The sequence below is a fragment of the Nocardia salmonicida NBRC 13393 genome (assembly GCF_001613085.1).
Lineage (GTDB): Bacteria > Actinomycetota > Actinomycetes > Mycobacteriales > Mycobacteriaceae > Nocardia > Nocardia salmonicida.
This window is the reverse complement of the sequence record NZ_BDBR01000010.1, coordinates 91,189-109,469: the sequence shown is the minus strand read 5'-3', so window position 1 is coordinate 109,469 and position 18,281 is coordinate 91,189. Positions and strand designations below refer to the sequence as shown.

Annotated in this window: 18 protein-coding genes; 3 read left to right on the top strand and 15 right to left on the bottom strand. The window is 67.2% G+C overall.

The genetic code is table 11. The features are described from left to right. Positions 1 to 52: 52 nt before the first annotated feature. Both groL and groES read right to left on the bottom strand, forming a co-directional pair. Positions 53 to 1,663, bottom strand: coding sequence for a chaperonin GroEL (gene groL, locus NS1_RS12060; RefSeq protein ID WP_062984238.1), 1,611 nt, complete (start codon positions 1,661 to 1,663; stop codon positions 53 to 55). Between the two features lie 84 nt (positions 1,664 to 1,747). Next, positions 1,748 to 2,047, bottom strand: a complete 300-nt coding sequence (gene groES / locus NS1_RS12055; protein WP_056818214.1) for a co-chaperone GroES — start codon at positions 2,045 to 2,047, stop codon at positions 1,748 to 1,750. A 352-nt stretch (positions 2,048 to 2,399) separates the two neighbouring features. On the opposite strand from groES, the gene NS1_RS12050 reads away from it, so the two are divergent. Continuing rightward, entirely contained in the window at positions 2,400 to 3,887 is a 1,488-nt protein-coding gene (locus tag NS1_RS12050) for an Hsp70 family protein (protein ID WP_062984236.1), read from the top strand. Positions 3,888 to 3,939: 52 nt separating this feature from the next. Here NS1_RS12050 and tsaD read toward each other — a convergent pair whose 3' ends face one another. The 7 genes from tsaD to NS1_RS12015 all read right to left on the bottom strand — a co-directional run bounded on the left by tsaD (position 3,940) and on the right by NS1_RS12015 (position 10,418). Next, complete coding sequence (gene tsaD / locus NS1_RS12045) at positions 3,940 to 4,986, bottom strand: tRNA (adenosine(37)-N6)-threonylcarbamoyltransferase complex transferase subunit TsaD (protein WP_056818216.1); 1,047 nt, start codon at positions 4,984 to 4,986, stop codon at positions 3,940 to 3,942. After that, positions 4,983 to 5,477, bottom strand: coding sequence for a ribosomal protein S18-alanine N-acetyltransferase (gene rimI / locus NS1_RS12040; protein ID WP_056819219.1), 495 nt, complete (start codon positions 5,475 to 5,477; stop codon positions 4,983 to 4,985). Before rimI ends, tsaD begins: the two co-directional genes overlap by 4 nt. Before the next feature lie 29 nt (positions 5,478 to 5,506). Continuing rightward, on the bottom strand, positions 5,507 to 6,199 hold the full coding sequence (gene tsaB / locus NS1_RS12035) for a tRNA (adenosine(37)-N6)-threonylcarbamoyltransferase complex dimerization subunit type 1 TsaB (protein WP_056818218.1): 693 nt from the start codon (positions 6,197 to 6,199) through the stop codon (positions 5,507 to 5,509). Positions 6,200 to 6,264: 65 nt separating this feature from the next. After that, the gene (gene tsaE / locus NS1_RS12030; RefSeq protein ID WP_056818220.1) at positions 6,265 to 6,720 is read right to left on the bottom strand and encodes a tRNA (adenosine(37)-N6)-threonylcarbamoyltransferase complex ATPase subunit type 1 TsaE; all 456 of its coding nucleotides are present in this window, start codon (positions 6,718 to 6,720) and stop codon (positions 6,265 to 6,267) included. Next, on the bottom strand, positions 6,713 to 7,789 hold the full coding sequence (locus NS1_RS12025) for an alpha/beta fold hydrolase (protein WP_062984234.1): 1,077 nt from the start codon (positions 7,787 to 7,789) through the stop codon (positions 6,713 to 6,715). Before NS1_RS12025 ends, tsaE begins: the two co-directional genes overlap by 8 nt. After that, positions 7,786 to 8,949, bottom strand: coding sequence for an alanine racemase (alr, locus tag NS1_RS12020; protein WP_056818223.1), 1,164 nt, complete (start codon positions 8,947 to 8,949; stop codon positions 7,786 to 7,788). Before alr ends, NS1_RS12025 begins: the two co-directional genes overlap by 4 nt. Next, entirely contained in the window at positions 8,946 to 10,418 is a 1,473-nt protein-coding gene (locus NS1_RS12015; RefSeq protein ID WP_062984483.1) for a bifunctional ADP-dependent NAD(P)H-hydrate dehydratase/NAD(P)H-hydrate epimerase, read from the bottom strand. The genes alr and NS1_RS12015 overlap by 4 nt, the downstream gene beginning before the upstream one ends. Before the next feature lie 71 nt (positions 10,419 to 10,489). On the opposite strand from NS1_RS12015, the gene NS1_RS12010 reads away from it, so the two are divergent. Then, on the top strand, positions 10,490 to 10,915 hold the full coding sequence (locus NS1_RS12010; RefSeq protein WP_082844301.1) for a plastocyanin/azurin family copper-binding protein: 426 nt from the start codon (positions 10,490 to 10,492) through the stop codon (positions 10,913 to 10,915). Positions 10,916 to 10,950: 35 nt separating this feature from the next. Here NS1_RS12010 and glmS read toward each other — a convergent pair whose 3' ends face one another. Then, a complete protein-coding gene (gene glmS, locus NS1_RS12005; protein ID WP_062984233.1) occupies positions 10,951 to 12,831 on the bottom strand; it encodes a glutamine--fructose-6-phosphate transaminase (isomerizing) in 1,881 nt (626 codons plus the stop codon). A gap of 36 nt (positions 12,832 to 12,867) precedes the next feature. Here glmS and NS1_RS12000 point away from each other — a divergent pair, with 36 nt between their 5' ends. After that, positions 12,868 to 13,722, top strand: a complete 855-nt coding sequence (locus NS1_RS12000; RefSeq protein WP_062984231.1) for a dienelactone hydrolase family protein — start codon at positions 12,868 to 12,870, stop codon at positions 13,720 to 13,722. A 326-nt stretch (positions 13,723 to 14,048) separates the two neighbouring features. On the opposite strand, the gene NS1_RS11995 is transcribed toward NS1_RS12000, so the two are convergent. The 5 genes from NS1_RS11995 to NS1_RS11970 form a co-directional block, all read right to left on the bottom strand. Then, positions 14,049 to 15,155, bottom strand: coding sequence for a serine/threonine-protein kinase (locus tag NS1_RS11995; RefSeq protein WP_084503668.1), 1,107 nt, complete (start codon positions 15,153 to 15,155; stop codon positions 14,049 to 14,051). Between the two features lie 99 nt (positions 15,156 to 15,254). Next, positions 15,255 to 15,692, bottom strand: a complete 438-nt coding sequence (locus NS1_RS11985; protein ID WP_062984225.1) for a hypothetical protein — start codon at positions 15,690 to 15,692, stop codon at positions 15,255 to 15,257. A 50-nt stretch (positions 15,693 to 15,742) separates the two neighbouring features. Next, on the bottom strand, positions 15,743 to 17,374 hold the full coding sequence (locus NS1_RS11980) for a hypothetical protein (RefSeq protein ID WP_157125186.1): 1,632 nt from the start codon (positions 17,372 to 17,374) through the stop codon (positions 15,743 to 15,745). Positions 17,375 to 17,473: 99 nt separating this feature from the next. Further along, positions 17,474 to 17,830, bottom strand: coding sequence for a hypothetical protein (locus NS1_RS11975; protein ID WP_062984221.1), 357 nt, complete (start codon positions 17,828 to 17,830; stop codon positions 17,474 to 17,476). A 108-nt stretch (positions 17,831 to 17,938) separates the two neighbouring features. After that, on the bottom strand, positions 17,939 to 18,247 hold the full coding sequence (locus NS1_RS11970; protein ID WP_056818233.1) for a DUF6802 family protein: 309 nt from the start codon (positions 18,245 to 18,247) through the stop codon (positions 17,939 to 17,941). Between the last annotated feature and the right edge of the window lie 34 nt (positions 18,248 to 18,281).

Here is an 18,281-nt window from a genome sequence, read left to right as displayed (position 1 = left end):
GAAAGGCCCCCAGATCGCGCTCGCGATCAGGGGGCCTTCGTTGTTGTTCGCGCTAGTGCGAGTGACCGTGATGCCCGTGGTCGTCGTCGGCGTCGGCCGGCTTCTCCACGATGGCGCTCTCGGTGGTCAGGATCATCCGTGCGACCGAGGCGGCGTTCACCACGGCGGAACGGGTCACCTTGACCGGGTCGACGACACCGTCGGCGAGCAGGTCGCCGTAGGTCAGGGTGGCGGCGTTGAAGCCTTCCTTGCCCTCGGAGACCTTGGCGACGACAACCGCACCGTCGAGACCGGCGTTGCTGGCGATCCAGTACAGCGGCGCCTCGAGGCCCTTGCGAACCACCTCGACACCGACGGCCTTGTCGCCGGTGAACGAGTCACGCAGCTCGGCCAGCGCGGCAGCGGCGATCACGAGCGCCGAACCACCACCGGGGACGATGCCCTCCTCGACCGCGGCCTTGGCGGCGGCGACCGCGTCGTCGACGCGGTACTTGCGCTCCTTGAGCGCGGTCTCGGTGGCAGCGCCGACCTTGATCACCGCGACGCCACCGGCCAGCTTCGCCAGACGCTCTTCGAGCTTCTCGCGATCCCAGTCGGAGTCAGAGGCCTCGATCTCGCGACGCAGCTGCGCGCTACGGCCCTTGATGTCCTCGTCGGAGCCCGCGCCGTCGATCAGCACGGTCTCGTCCTTGGTGACGACGACGCGACGCGCCTGACCCAGCTGCTCGATGGTGGCCTCGCGCAGGGTGACGCCGAGATCGGGGTTGATCACGGTGCCACCGGTGACGACGGCCAAGTCGTCGAGGAACGCCTTGCGACGGTCACCGAAGAACGGCGCCTTCACGGCGACGGCCTTGATGGTCTTGCGGATCGAGTTGACCACCAGGGTCGACAGCGCTTCGCCGTCGACGTCCTCGGCCACGATCAGCACGGCCTTGCCGGACTCGGCGATCTTCTCGAGCAGCGGCAGCAGATCGGGCAGCGAGCTGATCTTGTCGCGGTGCAGCAGGATGTAGGTGTCCTCGAGCACGGCCTGCTGGGTCTCGGGATCGGTCTGGAAGTAGGGCGAGAGGTAGCCCTTGTCGAACTGCACACCTTCGGTGATGACGAGCTCGGTGTTCGTGGTCGAGGACTCCTCGACCGTCACGACGCCGTCCTTGCCGACCGTGGTGAGCGCCTTGCCGACCATCTCGCCGATTTCCTCGTCACGTGAGGAAACAGTGGCGACCTGGGCGATGGCCTTCTCGCCGGAGACGGGAGTGGCCAGCGCGAGCAGCACCTCCGACACCTTCTCGGCGGCAGCGGCGATGCCCTGGCCGAGGGTGATCGGGTTGGCGCCCGCGGCGACGTTCTTCAGGCCGCCGCGCACGAACGCCTGGGCCAGCACGGTGGCGGTGGTCGTACCGTCGCCCGCGACATCGTTGGTCTTGGTGGCGACGCTCTTGACGAGCTGTGCGCCGAGGTTCTCGAAGGGGTCCTCGAGGTCGATCTCACGCGCGATGGTGACACCGTCGTTGGTGACGGTCGGGCCACCGAAAGCCTTGGCCAGCACCACATGCCGGCCACGGGGGCCGAGGGTCACCTTGACGGCGTCGGCCAGCTTGTCGACACCGCGTTCCAGAGCCCGGCGAGCCTTTTCGTCGAACTCGATCTGCTTGGGCATAAGAGGATTCAGCTCCTGTTTGTGAACGCAATCCGCCCCGGGCCTGTGAAGACGCCGGGGCGGAACGCTGATGCGGCGTTGGCCTTACTTGGTGACGACGGCCAGGATGTCGCGCGCCGAGAGGATGAGGTATTCCCCACCCTGGTACTTGATCTCGGTGCCGCCGTACTTGCTGTAGATGACGACGTCGCCTTCTTTGACATCGACCGGGATGCGGTCACCCTTATCGGTGACGCGGCCCGCTCCGACGGCAATGACGGTGCCCTCCTGCGGCTTCTCCTTGGCCGTGTCCGGGATGACCAGGCCGGAGGCCGTCGTCGTCTCGGCCTCGTTGGCCTGGACGAGGATCTTGTCCTCGAGCGGCTTGATGTTCACGCTCGCCACGTTGAGCCCTCCACTTTCAGGGGAAATTCGGTTGTCCGGAACTGGTGTCCCGGACCGGGTTTCGGTCAGCTCGCGACCCTGCGCACAGCCCCGTCGTCGCGGGTGCCGGAGCCGAAGCCCAGAAGTCGACTGGCACAAGTACAGCTACACAGTGCCGACTAGCACTCTATACGTGAGAGTGCCAGCACTCAAGGTCGGGTTCTGCCGATGTCGCATTATCGACACGCCCACACTGGCCAGTGATCTTCACATCGCCTGCCACAATCTGTAACGTTCGCATAACAGGCTGTGACATAGCACAGGAAAGGCGCCATCCGCTCGGAGAGCACCATCGGCTTGAAGGGAGGTGAACATGCGAACATCCCTCGGCATCTCGGCCGGGAACGAGGTGGTGTGCTCGGCACTGGTCGCAACGGGGCCGGCCGGCGAGCAGAGTTTCGACTACCGGGTCGTTTCCGCAGATGAGGCACATTCCGATCTCGGCGATCTCGTGGCGTCCTCGATCGAATTGATGACCACCCAGCTACCGGTGTCACAGGCCGCGATGGCAGGCGAACCGCTCGGTCGCTATTCCGGCAGCCACCGTCGGGTCGAGTCGGCCCGCTCGCGTCCGCCGACCAGCGTCGCCGTCGCCTACCGCAACAAGGAACAGGCTCAGGCCATCCGGGCCGCGTGCGCCCGCCACCGTGATCTGCGGTTGGTCACCGAGGGCGCCGCCGCCCTCGCCTACCTGCGCCACACCGGACTGCTCGACCGCTACCCCACCGTCGCCGTGATCGACCTGGGCGCAACCGGACTCACTGTCACCGTGGCCGATCAGGTCGACAGTGTGGTCCTGCACTCCGAACGCACGCCGACGCTGAGCGGCAACGCGATCGACGAGCTGATCTACCACCACCTGGTGGACCTGCACTACGCCCGTCGTGGCACCCGGCCCAACCGCACCACCCTGACCAACCGTGGCCGCGCCGCCAAGGAACACCTGTCGCAGGCGCCCGTCGTCACCATCGATCATGTTGCGGGACAGGGGCTCGAGCTCACCCGCCCTGATTTCGAGGAGCTCATCGGCGGCCTGCTGCGCAATATCGCGCTCTTCTCGTCGTCGGTGTTCACCCGGGCGCCGAAGTATCCCGACGCGGTCGCCGTGATCGGCGGGTGCGCCAATATCCCGTGCGTCATCGACATTCTCGCCTCGCGCCTCGACGTACCCGTGCTCACCGTGCCCGATCCCGAGGCCGTGATCGCCAAGGGCGCCGCGCTGGTCGCCGATGCCGCGGCACCGTCCGGACTGTCGGGCGGCGCGAACTCCGACGCACCGAGTGGCACCTTCGCCAAGGTCGTCGGCACCCTCGTCGGCGCGGTGGTGGTGGTCGGCCTGGTGATCGGCTACGGCGTGCAAGCCGTCACGCCCGACACCCCCGATGTCACGCCGGCCGGTACGAGCAGCACCGTGCGTCAATCCCCCTCACCGACGGCGCCCTCCCTGGCACCCGCCCCCGCCAATCGGGAGAGCACCGAACGCACCGGCGCCACCGTTGCCCCACCCGCCACCGAATCGCCCAAGGCCACGACCGGGGCGCCGTCGACGAGCGCGAACGCCACCACCCCGTCCGCGCCCACCTCGACAACGGCCCCCACCCTGCGCCCCGACCCGAACCTTCCGCAGATCCCCTACCCCGAGTCCCCCCTCGGCCGTATGGACAGCGGCTCCTCCGCAGGCGGCGGGCAACAACGCCCCTCCACCCCCAACACCTCTCCCACGCAGGCGCCCGCCAGCAGCACCCTCCCGATCCCGTCGACGACCACGACAGACGAAATCCCCGTACCGCCGGCCGATTGACGAGCCGAGGCGACGGTTCTCCATGGGGCCGTACGGGCGGCCAGGACGGACGCTAGCCGCGCAGGGCGCTCACCGAGACCGGCAGCCCCGGATCCGTGGCGACAGTCAGTTCAGCGGGCAGCGCACCCGCCGCGATCACATGGGCCCCCAGCGCCGCGATCATCACGCCGTTGTCCGTACACAGCCGCGGCTTCGGCACGCGAAGCGTCAAGCCCGCCGCAGCACAACGCTCTTCGGCGAGTGATCGAATGCGCGAGTTGGCGGTGGCGCCGCCCCCGAGCACGATCGTGTCGACACCGACGTCGTTCGCCGCGCGCACTGCCTTCATCGTCAGCACATCCGCCACCGCCTCCTGGAAGGACGCGGCGATATCGGGAATGGGCAGCTGGTCGGCAGTGATGCCCTGACGCTGCGCGGCCTCGACGTAGCGGGCCACCGCGGTCTTGAGGCCGGAGAAGGAGAAGTCGTAGCGTGCGTCACGGGGCCCGGTCATCCCGCGAGGGAAGGCGATCGCGCGTGCGTCGCCCGAGGCGGCGGCAGCGTCGAGGGCGGGCCCGCCGGGATAGCCGAGACCGAGCAGACGCGCCACCTTGTCGAACGCCTCCCCCGCGGCATCGTCGACCGTGCTGCCGAGCTCGGTGATCGGCTCACCCAGATCCGTGACCTGCAGCAGATGCGTGTGTCCGCCGGAGACGAGCAGCGCCACCGCGGGCGGCATCGGCCCGTGCTCGAGGGTATCGACCGCCACATGCCCACCGAGGTGGTTGAGCGCGTAGAACGGCACATCCCACGCCGCCGCGTAGGCCTTGGCCGCGGCCACCCCCACCAGCAGCGCACCGGCCAGTCCCGGCCCGATGGTGACGGCGAGCGCGTCGGGCTTGCTGATTCCCGCGGTCGCCAGCGCACGACGCATCGCGGGCACGATCGCCTCGAGATGGGCGCGCGAGGCGATCTCGGGCACCACGCCACCGAAGCGCGCGTGCTGGTCGACGCTGGAGGCGACCTCGTCGGCGAGCAGTTCGACCGAGCCGTCGGAATGACGGCGCACGATGCCGACTCCCGTTTCGTCGCACGAGCTCTCGATCCCCATGACGATCACGACAACACCTCGTCCTGCCGACCGCGCGCGGCCCACTCGTCGGCCGCGGCGGTCAGTTCCGGACGTCGCATCGTATACGCGTCGGCACCGCTGGGGTGGTAGTAGTTCTTGCGCAGCCCGATGATGTGAAAACCGTGCTTGGCGTACATCGCGATGGCGGGCGCGTTGTCGGTGCGCACCTCGAGGAACACCGGCCCGCCACGTTCGGCCGCCGTGGCCAGCAGCGCTTCGAGCAGCAGCGTGCCGATGCCACCCCGGTGACATTGCGGGTCGACACCGATCGTGTGCACCTCGGCCTCGGGATGTGCATCGTCACCGAGCAGCGCGATGCCCGCGTAGCCGACCATCATCCCGTCGGCATCGCGCGCGGTGATGTAGCGGTTGTGCCCACCCGCCAGCTCGGACCGGAACGACACCGCTTGCCACGGGTCGTCCTCGGGAAACAGCAGGTGCTCCAGTTCGACGCAGCGGTCGATATCGGGCAGCGTCATGGGAGCGATCAGGTAATCGGTCACGGCACTCACGCCCCGGTTCGGTCGAGGGTGCGGAAGCTGTTCTCCACCGCATCGGGCCTACGCAGATACAGCGGCACCAGCGCTTCCGGCACGTCTCCGGCCAGTAGCGCGGACGCGGCGACGGTGACCAGCCCGGCAGGCGACGGCGTCTCGCTGGGCAGCACCGGTAGATCGAAATAGTCGACGTGCGCGGCCGACCCGGCGACGGCGGAGGCATCACCCACCGGTACCTCGGCGGCCTTGTTCACCTCGGGACCGGCGACCCGCGCCCCGTTCAGATACTTGGCCCAGTACACCTCGCGCCTGCGCGCATCGGTGACCACCAGCAGTTCGCCGGGATCGCGCTTCTCACCGATGGTGTCGGCGGCGATCGCGTCGAGACTGCACACCCCGTGCACGGGTAGCCCTAATGCGTCGCCGAAGGCGGCCGCGGTGGCCATCCCGACGCGTAGCCCGGTGAACGGTCCCGGTCCCAGCCCGACGACGACCGCGTCGAGCTCACCGCGGCTCACCCCCGCTTCGGCCAGGCATTCCAGGATCTGCGGAGTGAGGACCTCGGCGTGCGCGCGGGCGTCGACCTTCACGCGGGCAGCGAGCGTCGCCACGGCGGGCCGGGTGCCGGGTTCAACGGCAGGTGACAGGTGCACCAATCCCGCTGTAACGGCGGGTGTCGCGGTGTCGACTGCTAGTACGAGCATGATTGTCTCAACAATACCGGGTGGTATCGGCGCTCGGCGCGCACCGGTGCGCGCGTGATCGCGCGCTATTCGATCCATTCCCAGATCGCCGTGCGCACATCGGATTCCGGCTCCCGGGCGAGTTGGACTCGCAAGTGCCGGTCGGCGAGGTGTTCGACCACCCCCTTGCCCCATTCCACGACGACGACCGCGTGGTGCAGGTCGGTGTCGAGGTCGAGCGAGTCCAGTTCGTCGAGGTCGCCGGCGAGCCGATAAGCGTCGACATGAACCATCGCCACCCCGGGCGTGCCGTCCGGGCGCACCCCCGCCTTGTGCGCTCGCGCGATGATGAACGTCGGCGAGCTGACCCGGCCCGCGACACCGAGTCCGGCGGCGATTCCTCTGGTCAGCGCGGTTTTACCGGCGCCGAGCGGGCCGTCGAGAACAACCAGGTCACCCGGGCGCAGGGTGGCCGCCAGTTCGCGGCCGAACGCTTCGGTGTCCTCGACCGTGTCGAGCACGCGCTGGTGCGGATCAGCCACCGACGGCCTCCTCGCCGCGTGTGTCGGTGATCCCCGCGCGCGCCAGCAGCCGATCGAGTGCGGCCAGGCTCACCTCGGGAAACTGCAGGTGCGGCATGTGCGCCGCCTCACCCACCCGGACCAGTTCGCTGCTCGGCAGTTCCGCCGCCAGTTCGCGGGAGTTACGGAACGGGATCACCACGTCGTGCGCGCCGCCGAGAATCAGCACCGGCAATTCGCCCAGGACCGGCAATGCGGCCGATTCATCGTGCAGCTCAATCGCTTTCAGAAATTTCTCGATGGTGCCGACCGGGGTTCGGTCGATCATCATCGTGGTGAATCGCGACAGTGTCGGACTCACCGGGCCGTGGAACGAACTGACATGCAGGATCGGCGTCACCACGTGCTTGCTCGCACTGCGGCTGAACTGCACCAGCGTCGGCGCCGTTCGCACCGCCAGCCGGAAGCCGTCGACCGCGGGGTGCCGAATCAGTTGCGAGATCCCGGTCGCGGTCACCTCCGCGGCCGCGGTGCTCAGCAGCCCGACGGCGCGCACCCGCGTCGCGAACAGCTCCGGGAACTGCGCGGCCGCCGCGAGCACTGCCATTCCGCCGAGCGAATGACCGACCAGCACCACTGGTCCCTTCGGCGCACACTCGCGGATGACGGTGGCGACGTCGTGACCGAGTTGAGCGACCGTGCAGCTGTCGGTACTCGGCGTGCCGGAGCGTCCGTGTCCGCGCAGATCGAAGAAGACCATCCGCAGCCGCGATCCCCACTGCTGCGCGAGATCACGGCGCTGGAAGTGGAACGACTCCATGCTGTTGCAGAATCCGTGCACGAAAACGACCGTGAACTCGGCGGAATCGTCACCGAAGGTACGGGTGGCCAGCGACACACCGTCGTCGGCGAGCACCGACCCCGGCTCGTCCTCGTCGATCAGGGCGAAGTTCTCGTCGCGATACTCGTCCCGTTCGGCAGGCCACCGCACCCGGGCGCCGATCTGGCGCAAGGTGTGGGCGATGGCGAGCCCCGCGAGCAGCCCCGCGGTCGCCAACCCGCCGCGACGGATCACCGTGCGCCGGGTCATCGGCCCGTCCCCACGTAGCGGCGGACCACGCGACCACGAGGCGCGCAGACGACCTCGTAGTCGATGGTGTCCAGCGCCCGCGCCCAGTCGAGCGCGTGTGGCTGTCCCGCGCCGCCGCCGAACAGCACCGCGCGGTCGCCCTCCCGCACTCCGCCCGCGTTGTCGCCGAGGTCAACCATGAACTGGTCCATGCACACCCGTCCGACATTACGGTGTCGCGCTCCGCCCAACCACACCTCGAAACGCCCACTCAGCGACCGGAATACGCCGTCGGCATACCCCGCGGGCACCAGCGCGATCGTCGTGTCGCGCGGCGCGATCCAGCGATGCCCGTACGACACGCCCTCCCCCGCCGCCACCTGTTTCACCAGTGCGACCTCCGCCTGAAAGGTCATCGCCGGCTTCAAACCGAATTGCCCGAGCTCCGGGATGGGCGAGAGCCCGTATACCGAGATGCCCGGCCGAACCATGTCGAAATGCAGATCGGGTCTGGTCAACGTGGCCGCCGAATTCGACAGATGCACGAGCTCGGGTTCGAGCCCGTGTTCCTTGGCCAGCGCGATCGCCTCGATGAACCGCTCCCGCTGCTGATCCATCATCGGATGCCCCGGCTCATCGGCATGCGCGAGGTGGGAGAAGATCGCCCGCAACCGCACCACCTGTCCGTCGACGAGCCCCCGCAGCGCCTGCAAGAGCTGCGGATACTCCGTCACCGACACCCCGTTGCGATTGAGCCCCGTATCGACCTTCACCGTCACCGTCGCGGTCTGACCCACCACCAGCGCGGCTCGCTCCACCGCGCGCAGCTGCGCCAGCGAGGACACCCCGATCTCGAGGTCCCCCGCGATGGCGCCCGCGTAGTCGGCGTCAACGGTATTGAGCCAGCAGAGAACAGGGGCCGTGATCCCCGCCGCCCGTAATGCCAGCCCCTCGCCGACAGTGGTCACCCCGAGCTCCCGAGCCCCCGCCCCCAACGCGGCCCGAGCCACCTCGACTGCCCCATGGTTGTACCCGTCGGCTTTGACCACCACCATCACAGCGGCCCCCTGCGCGTACTCCCGCAACACCCGCACGTTATGAGCAATGGCATCCAAGTCGACGACCGTCTCCACTTGCGCATTCACACCCCCGATCGTGCCAGGACCCACCGAATACCTCATACCTGGGCCATACCCCCGCCACGCTCCGGAGAACCACCGCCGATCTCCCGCAACACCCGCACAGCCCCCCGAACATGGCCGAGCAAAGGCATCGCAGAGATGGGCGCCCCTGCCCCCTGGCCCCCATAAGCGGCCGTATAGGCGGCCAAAGCGTGAACCCGAGCCCCCGCGGCAGCAGCCCACCCCGCCTCACGCCCCGCGGCAAGCAACGCCCCGATTATCCCCGACAGCACATCCCCCGACCCCGGCGTAGCGGCCCAGTCCCCACCCGCGTCATTGACCAGCGTCGCTTTCCCAGGCGAAGCGATGATCGTCGCCCGCCCCTTGAGCAACACCGTCACACCCCAGTCCTCGGCCAGCCCCCGCACCGCGCCCACGCGATCACCCCCCACCGCAGCCCCGGTCAACCGAGCGAATTCCCCCGCATGCGGCGTGAGCACCGTCGGAGCCGAACGCCCCCGAACCAGCCCCGGTTCCTCGGAGAGAATCGTCAGCCCATCCGCATCCACCAACACCGGCAGGTCGGAACCCAGCACCTCAGCCAACCGATCCCGAGCCCCCGAATCGGTACCACCACCCGGCCCGACCACCCAGGCCTGCACCCGCCCCGCCTCCGAGATCGACGAGCTGGCAACGACTTCGGGGAACTTCTCCAATACCTCGGCATCGGACCCCACATACCGAACCATCCCCGACGTAGCCGCCACCGCCGCCCCCGTACACAACACCCCCGCCCCCGGATACTTCGCACTCCCCGCACAGACCCCCGTCACCCCTTGACTGTATTTGTCATCAGCAGGCCCCGGCACCGGCCAACCCGCCCCCACCGCCGCCGGATCGAGCTGCACCAACCCAGCCTCTGGAAGACGCAATCCGATCGGCACCAACACAATTCGCCCACAGCGCGGCACCGCCAACGCATGCACCGGCTTATAGGCGCCGAATGCAACCGTCACATCCGCCGTCACCGCGGGCCCGTCCACCGCGCCCGTCTCAGGATCGACCCCACTGGGCAGATCGACCGAGATGAACGGAACATCGAGGGCCGCAACCACTTCCGCCGCCCTTGGCCGCAACGAACCTCGTCCGGCGATCCCCACGATCCCATCGATCACCAGATCAACTGAATCGAGCCGGTCGACCACCCGTCCCCCGCCCGCCCGCAGGGCTGTGAGCCCTTCTTTATGCGCCCGTTCAGGATTCAACAGAACGGCCGATACCCGAACACCCCGCCGTCGCAGAAAGACCCCCGCCCACAACGCATCCCCGCCGTTGTCTCCTGACCCGACCAGCAACCCCACTGCTCGCCCGACCACTCCCCCGGTCCGCGACCGCAATTCGTCGACGACCACCCCTGCCAGCCCGAAGGCCGCCCGGCGCATCGGCGCACCCGCGGACACCCGAGTGAACAGCTCGGCTTCCGCGGCCCGAACCTCGTCGACGGTGTAGTAGCCACGCCGATCCGACATAGTCGCCTCCCAGCTGCCCGAAACGGGCCGCCGACCGGCCCGGGATCGCTCGCAGACTACGCTCCACACCCATGTCGATGGTTCGTCACCGCGCCGCATCCGCCCGGTTTGTCGCCGGATTCGTCGTGGCCGCCGCCCTGTTGTCCGCCGGCTGTTCCGGCGACTCCGGAAACGCCGCCACCACCACAACCCGCAAACCCCGCCCGGTCACCACCACGACCAGCACCCAACAACACCCACCCACCAACCTCACGGTCGAGGTCGGCGGCATGAGTTACGCCCCCGCCGACGCCACCATCAAGGTCGGCGAGACGGTCACCTGGAAGTTCTCCGACAAGGTCCCCCACAACGTGCAGGGCATCGGCGACAAGGCGATGGGCCTCAACAGCCCCATCATCGACAAGGGCGAATGGTCCTACACCTTCACCCAACCAGGCACCTACCGCTACCTGTGCACCCTGCACCCGGACATGCGCGGCTCCATCACGGTCAAGTGAGCCTGCCGGCCTCGCGATGAGGCCGGCCCAGGGCCCTATTCGACGGTGACCGACTTGGCCAGGTTGCGGGGCTTGTCCACGTCGTAGCCCAGCGTCTGCGCCACCTCGGCGGCGAAGATCTGCAAGGGCACCGTGGACAGCAACGGCTGGTACAGCGTCGGCGCCGCCGGGATCTCGATCAGGTCGTCGGCGAACGGGCGCACCGTGTCGTCGCCCTCTTCGGCGATCACGATCGTGCGGGCCCCGCGCGCCTGGATCTCGCGAATGTTGCTGAGCAGCTTGGAATGCAGCACCGCGCGCCCCTTCGGCGACGGCATCACCACGATCACCGGCAGACCTTCTTCGATCAGCGCGATCGGCCCGTGCTTGAGCTCGCCCGCGGCGAACCCCTCGGCGTGCATGTAGGCCAGTTCCTTGAGCTTGAGCGCACCCTCCAGCGCCACCGGGTAGCCCACATGGCGACCGAGGAACAGCACGGTCGGCACATGCGCCAGCTCGCGCGCGATGGCCCGCACCTGCGGTGCGGTTTCGAGCACGCGCGAGATCAGCTTCGGCATCGACTCGAGCTCGGCGAACTCGCGAGCCACCTCGTCGGGGTACTTGGTTCCGCGCGCCTGGGCCAGCGCCAGACCCACCAGGTAATTGGCGGCGACCTGCGCCAGGAACGCCTTGGTCGACGCGACGCCGATCTCGGGCCCGGTCCGCGTGTAGATCACCGCGTCGGATTCGCGCGGAATCTGCGCCCCGTTGGTGTTGCAGATGGCCAGCACACGCGCCTTCTGCTCCTTGGCGTGACGCACCGCCTCGAGGGTGTCCGCGGTTTCACCGGATTGCGAAATCGCCACCACCAGCGTCGACCGGTCCAGAACCGGGTCGCGGTAGCGGAATTCGCTGGCGAGCTCCACCTCCACCGGCACCCGGGTCCAGTGCTCGATCGCGTATTTGGCGAGCAAACCCGCGTGATACGAACTGCCACAGGCGACGACGAACACCTTGTCGAACTCGCGCAGCTCCTGGTCGGCGAGGCGCTGTTCGTCGAGAACGATCCGGCCGCCCTTCTCGTCGACGACGAAATGCCCCAACAGGGTGTCGGCGACGGCGGTGGGCTGCTCCTCGATCTCCTTGAGCATGAAGTAGTCGTGGCCACCCTTCTCGGCGGCGGCGAGGTCCCAGTCGATGGTGAACGGTCGGCTGACCACCCCGTCGGTGTTGCCCGCGAAGTCAGTGACCTTGTAGCCGTCCTTGGTGATCACCACGGCCTGGTTCTGCCCGAGCTCGACCGCCTCGCGGGTGTGCTCGATGAACGCGGTGACGTCGGAGGCGATGAACATCTCGCCTTCGCCGACCCCGACGACCAGCGGCGTCGACCGGCGAGCCGCGACGATCGTGCCGGGGTGATCGGCATGGGTGAACACCAGCGTGAACGCGCCCTCGAGGCGCTGCAGCACGGCGTGCACACTCGCGGTGAAGTCACCGGCGGTCGGGCCCTCGGCATAGGCGCGCGACACCAGATGCACCGTTACCTCGGTATCGGTGTCGCTGAGCAGCTCCGCGCCCGTTTCCTCCAGCTCGCGGCGCAGCGGCGCGAAGTTCTCGATGATGCCGTTGTGGACCACGGCGAGCTTGCCGGAGACGTCGCGATGCGGATGCGCGTTGCGGTCGGTGGGCGCGCCGTGGGTGGCCCAGCGGGTGTGTCCCATACCGGTCGATCCGACGAAACGCTCGGTCCCCGCCTCGCCCAGTTCGGCTTCCAGATTGGCCAGCCGCCCGGCCTTACGTTCGACCGCGAGAGCGCCGTTTCCGTCGAGGATCGCGACCCCCGCCGAGTCGTATCCGCGATACTCCATGCGTCGCAACGCGTCGACGACAACGCCGAGCGCATCCCGGTATCCGACGTAGCCCACGATTCCGCACATGGTCCCCCACCCTACTGATCGGATACTCTTCTCGCCGTGTCGGTGTCTGCAAAATCGCTCCTGAGCACCCTGTCCGTGCGCGGCCCTCACCGGGTGCTGCGCGGGAACCTAGGGATCGCAGGTCAGCCGGGTGTGGTGTACACACCCGAGTCCGGACTGAACCTGCCCGCTGTCGCGTTCGCGCACGGCTGGCTGACCAGCGCCGAGAACTACAAGAGCCTGCTCGAACACATCGCATCGTGGGGTTTCGTGGTCGCCGCGCCCGACACCGAGCGCGGCCCGATCCCGTCACATCTCGACCTCGGCACCGACTTGCTCACCACACTCGACATCGTCACCAAGGTCCGCCTCGGTGACGGCACCATCAGCGTCCACCCCGACCGCCTCGCCCTCGCCGGGCACGGCATGGGAGCCGGCGCCGCCGTGATCGCCGCAGCTCAACGTCGGGTAGCCACCGTAGTGGCCCTCTTCCCCGCCCCAACCTCCCCCGTCGCGGAGAACATCGCCCCCGAACTCGACACGCCCGGCCTGATCCTGACCGGCGACGACCTCGACTCGGTCAGCTCCAACGCCCGCGCCCTGGCCGCCGCTTGGTCCGGCACGTCGATCCTGCGCACCATCAACGGCGCCTCCCACAACGGCATCATCGAAGGCCGCCGCCTCTTCGCCGCCCTCGGCGCCGGCCGCTACGAACACAAAACCGACAAAACCACCCGAGCCCTGGTCACCGGCTACCTCCTCGCCACGGTCCTCGCCGACAAGAAGTACGCGGCCTTCGCCGACCCGGAAGCCGAGCTCCCCCACACGAAGGTGGTCGACCCACACGCCGAGGTCGAGGTCGAGGCGCCGAAGTTGTCCATCGGCACTGTCGCCAAACTCATCCGCGGCTGAGTTCACAAATCAGACTGCGTAGCAACGCAGTTCAGACGGGCAGCAAGGTAAGCACTGCATCGAGACCTTTGAAGTCATCGGGATTGCGGGTGTAGAGCGGAAGGTCGTTGACCGACGCGATGGCCGCGATCAGCCGATCGCACTCAGGCTGGCCCGTATAAGCCGACGCATTGTGCGATCAAGTGAGCTCAGCCAACCACGTCGATCGGCGACGCGCTTCGATGGCGATCTGCTCAATCTTTGCTGGTAGTCCACAAAGCAGCTACTTCACCCCACGTGCGACCGACTCACCGTCACCGCCGGTTCAGCGGGAGCATCGACAGCGGTCAGGCCAGCACCGCCAGCAAGACCAGCCCAACGATCCACGCGAGGGCGAACACGACCCCCGTGGTCTCGAATCGCCGACGCCACACGGCTCGCCGCTCAGCCCGACCAGCGACAGCCGGGCTTCGATTCGACTGGCCAGCCGACTGCACCAGTGCTCGATGCGGTGGCACTGCTACCGAACCGAAGCTGCGTCCCACTTCGAGCGAACGAGATGGCGCCGAATCGACCACCGTCTCAGCCGTTCGACTTGTCGGGACTGCGACCGACATCTGCCGAACCGGCGCTGACTGAAACGACTGCTGCACCGCCGCGGCGAATTCACCACACGATCCGAAACGATCATCGGGGCGTTTGGCCATCGCCCGCCGCAATATCTGATCCAGCGCGATCGGAAGGCCCGGCAGCAGTGCCGAAATCGCCGGCGGATCAGCTGACATGTGGGATTGGATCACCGCGACCGGGTTCGTCGCGGCAAACGGCGGCGCACCCGTGAGCAGGACGAACAACGTGCACGCCAGCGAATACTGATCGCAGCGGGGATCGAGCGCCAACCCCGCCAACTGCTCTGGTGACGCGTAAGCCAATGTGGCGGTAAATGATCCGGTCTGGGTGAGCGGATTCTGATCGAAATGTAGTCGCGCGATGCCGAAGTCGGCCAGCACTACCCGCTCCTGTCGGCCCGGCTCTGGCTCGCCCAAGAGGATATTGGCGGGCTTGATGTCCCGGTGTAATACGCCGCGGCTGTGCGCGAAGTCCAATGCCTCGGCCACTTCCGCCACGACCCGCACAGCTCGAATCGGCTCGAACGCCCCTACCGCGCCTGAATCTGTGCCTTGCACATATTGCATGGCGATCCACGGCCGAATCCCCTCGACACCTCGGTCGTATACGCCAACAATATTCGGATGATCAAGGCACGCGGCCAGATCCGCCTCTCGCTGGAACCGTGCGCGGGCCTCGACGTCACTGAACATCTGCTCGTCCAACAACTTCAGCGCAACCGACCGTGGTAGCCGAGGGTGGCGGGCCAGGTAGACCGTCCCCATCCCGCCGCGCCCGAGCACCCGCTCGAGCTCATACCCTGCAACGACCCCGTTCTCAGCCATACCGCCCCCAAATCGTGGTTGGTCCGGCGTATTCGCCCAATCCGCCTCTTCGCAATCAATTCTCTGATTGAACGGATTCAGAGTGGGCGACTACGCCGGTCAATCCAACCACGTCGACCGGCGGTAGTACTCGGACTCCTGGTCGAAGTCACCGTCCGACGGGGCGACTGTCGACTGCGCTTGCCGGGCGGCTTTCGCGCGGGCGACCGCAGCCCGAATCTCAGCTTGCTGCAGTTGCTCTGGAGTCCAGTTGGGATCGGGCTCCACCGCTTGCGGCAGAATCTGCTGACGTGCTGCGGGTTGACTCCATTCCTCGCGAGTCGCGGTCGGCACAGGCGGTTCCGGTTCAGGGTCCGCTTTCCTTTCGTCCTCGCCGTCCTGTTCAGCCAGTTCTCGAAGCCGTTTGCCCGCCTCGGCCGCAAATTCCTCAGCACGAATTGCGGTCTGACGGTTGATCTCGTCGATCTCGTCCATCAGCAACGCCGATCGGCGCCGCGCTTCGAAGGCGATCTGCTCAATCTCTGCTGCGTAGTCCACGGTCGATCACTCTCCAGCGATCGACCGTGAAACATCAAGGGCGGCAAGCGTCACAGCGGGCCTGCCTCGGACAGAACCGCGCCCGAGTCGCCCGGGTTGCTCATCTGATGGTCATCGACGCTCGGGGTGTGCTCGCCGTCGGTTTCCTGCTGGGATGAGCGTGGTCCGACCGGTACCCCGCCTGCAACGGAGCCGGACGACGGGTCGCCGTTGCCGGTCTCGCTCGTGACCGGTGCATCAGTCATATCTGGAGTCTCGGAGGTCGTCGGAGTGGCGCCCTCGGCACCTGACCCGGCGTCGGACAGGCCGGCCTCGCCCTGTCCGGTACCGGATTCCGGTGTGCCAGAGCCCAACACGCCATTGGAATCGTCACCAGTCGCGGTGGGGTCGGCAGAACTCAACTCCTGTTCGACGACCGGCAATCCGTTCTCGTCCAAAATCAACCGGTACTGTCGGCTGTCGCCATTCGCGTCGGTCGTCGTCAACGACAACCCGTCCTCGTCGGCCTCGATGCTCACCTTGGTGTCGCCGAGCTGGAATGACGCCTCGTGCTCGCCTGACAGCAAGCTGCTCACCTGCTCGCTCATCTGCTCGATACCGTCGCTGATCGACGTCCCTGCCGATTCGACAGCCGAGGTGAGTGTGTCCCCGAGATCGCCGGTCAGCGCGCTCGACAGGGTGGTTCCCAGCTCGCTGACCGTCGAGGCGAGGGTGCTCAGTGCGCTACCGGTGTCGTCATCGGTCTCGGTGTCGTTGGTCGTTGTGTCGGTGTCGGGCGTTGTGGTCTTTGCGGTCGACCCAGTCGATGCCGACGTGTCCTCGCTCTTGGTAGCGGCCGTCGTGGTTCCTCCGCCGCTGTCGTCCGTCTTGCTCCCGCCGGTTGCGGCCGCGCCGTTGTCCTGCGACTTGTCACCAGTCGCCTTCGATGGGTCCTCGGTCGATTTGGCCGGGTCACCTTCGGGCTTCGTTTCGACCGGCACAGCCCCCGCAGCCATCGGGTACTTCGGATCCTCTGACAGCAACTTTCCTGCTTCGATGATCTTCTGATAGATCGCTTGGACCTTGCCCTTGTATTCCTCGCAGATCTGCACGAATTTGGTCCGCTTGTCGACGTAGTCCGGTCGGAAGACATCGTTGATCCACTTGTTGCAGAGGTCCTTGGTCGCCTGTTGTGTCCGCTCGGTCGACTGCCCCGCCCCGAAGGGTGTCCGAAGGAGCTTGGACCACACAGTCTCGCTGAGTTCGCCGCTGTCACGCGCCGTCAGGATCGCCTCGATGTCGCCGTCCGACATCGCTCCTACTTCGACCAGCCCAGACGCCGGCATCAGGGCAACGATCAGATCGACCTTCGCACCCACAACGGTGGGCAACTCCACCCCGGCTGTGAAGATCGCATCGGAGACCTGCTTGAAGTGCTCGATGTCGTCGTTGGCTTCCTGGATCATCCTCGTCAGCAAATCCGCGCCCTGCGTGCCTGCCTCGCCTTGCCAATTCCCTTTCAGCGCAGTTACCGCTTGCCTCTGCACGTCGCGCTGTGCGCCGGCTTTGGCGAGAAGGTTGCTCGTCGCATTCCAGGTTGCGCCGGTGAGCTTTTCCGTGTTCATGCCTTGCTCGGCATTGTAGATTTCCCCGAACTTCTCGCGCGGCCAACCATCGTCGGTACCGAACGCGCGGACATACACGGGTGTGAGATGCCAGAAGTAGTTGAGGGCTCGTGCGCCCTTGGTGAGCAGATCATCCACAGCATTGACCATCGCGGAACTCCTTCGCCGGTACCGGGATCAGCTCGACGGCAGAGCCGCGGCTTTGCCGTTGAGATCGCGCGCGTTGGCGCCGTCGACCTCGGTGAGCGAGATCGCCGCTCCACCGGTGACACCGGCAGTCACTTCGGTGGCAGTAGCCCACACCTTCACCCAGGTGACCGTCCGCTGGAGCGCAGCGGCGATGGCCACGCCCTCGGTTTCGTACCCGCGACCTGCCTCGCAGGTCGCCCCGCTCTTGCCGCTTCCCCAGATATTCGTATCGACGGCACGTCCGGCCGTCCGGAGTTCGGTGACAGTGCCGTTCAGCTCGCCGACTGCGCGCTGTACTGCGGCATTGTCCAACGTAAAACCGCCCGAAGCGTTCACACCGGTCATTCCCCCACCCTCCATCGCCGTGTGCGCCGGTCGGCGCCTTACATAGTCTGACGCGCCACGCGCCCGACTGGTTCCACCGATCGGCAAATCGGCAACGCGGGGGCTTGCTCACTTCTCCAGATTCCCCTGGTCGGTCTTCCGCCACTCCGACGTCCCGTCGGGATGACGGTGGTACTCCCACGCGGCGTAGTCGCCGTCCTCCTCGACGACGGTGACATGGTCGGCCAGGCCGTCGTGGTCGTAGTCGGACCAGATGCTGGTCGAGTCGGCGTCGCCGGTGGAGAGGGAGTCGACGACGCCGTCGTGGTCGAGGTCGAGGGATGGGTTGTTCAGTTCTACGGGGCCGAGGCCGCCCAGGGACGAGTGGGCGTCTATGTCGGGTAGGCCGAGGCCGGGGAACTCACCCGAGGTGACCATGACTGCTCCTCCAACGGAAAACTCGCGGATGACG

What these genes read in the sequence shown, in the direction of transcription:
- groL (WP_062984238.1), bottom strand. Translation starts at nt 1,663, where the DNA reads ATGCCCAAGCAGATCGAGTTCGACGAAAAGGCTCGCCGGGCTCTGGAA.
- NS1_RS12050 (WP_062984236.1), top strand. Translation starts at nt 2,400, where the DNA reads ATGCGAACATCCCTCGGCATCTCGGCCGGGAACGAGGTGGTGTGCTCG.
- rimI (WP_056819219.1), bottom strand. Translation starts at nt 5,477, where the DNA reads ATGACGCTGCCCGATATCGACCGCTGCGTCGAACTGGAGCACCTGCTG.
- tsaB (WP_056818218.1), bottom strand. Translation starts at nt 6,199, where the DNA reads ATGCTCGTACTAGCAGTCGACACCGCGACACCCGCCGTTACAGCGGGA.
- NS1_RS12025 (WP_062984234.1), bottom strand. Translation starts at nt 7,789, where the DNA reads ATGACCCGGCGCACGGTGATCCGTCGCGGCGGGTTGGCGACCGCGGGG.
- alr (WP_056818223.1), bottom strand. Translation starts at nt 8,949, where the DNA reads ATGAGGTATTCGGTGGGTCCTGGCACGATCGGGGGTGTGAATGCGCAA.
- NS1_RS12015 (WP_062984483.1), bottom strand. Translation starts at nt 10,418, where the DNA reads ATGTCGGATCGGCGTGGCTACTACACCGTCGACGAGGTTCGGGCCGCG.
- NS1_RS12010 (WP_082844301.1), top strand. Translation starts at nt 10,490, where the DNA reads ATGTCGATGGTTCGTCACCGCGCCGCATCCGCCCGGTTTGTCGCCGGA.
- glmS (WP_062984233.1), bottom strand. Translation starts at nt 12,831, where the DNA reads ATGTGCGGAATCGTGGGCTACGTCGGATACCGGGATGCGCTCGGCGTT.
- NS1_RS11995 (WP_084503668.1), bottom strand. Translation starts at nt 15,155, where the DNA reads ATGGCTGAGAACGGGGTCGTTGCAGGGTATGAGCTCGAGCGGGTGCTC.
- NS1_RS11975 (WP_062984221.1), bottom strand. Translation starts at nt 17,830, where the DNA reads ATGACCGGTGTGAACGCTTCGGGCGGTTTTACGTTGGACAATGCCGCA.
- NS1_RS11970 (WP_056818233.1), bottom strand. Translation starts at nt 18,247, where the DNA reads ATGGTCACCTCGGGTGAGTTCCCCGGCCTCGGCCTACCCGACATAGAC.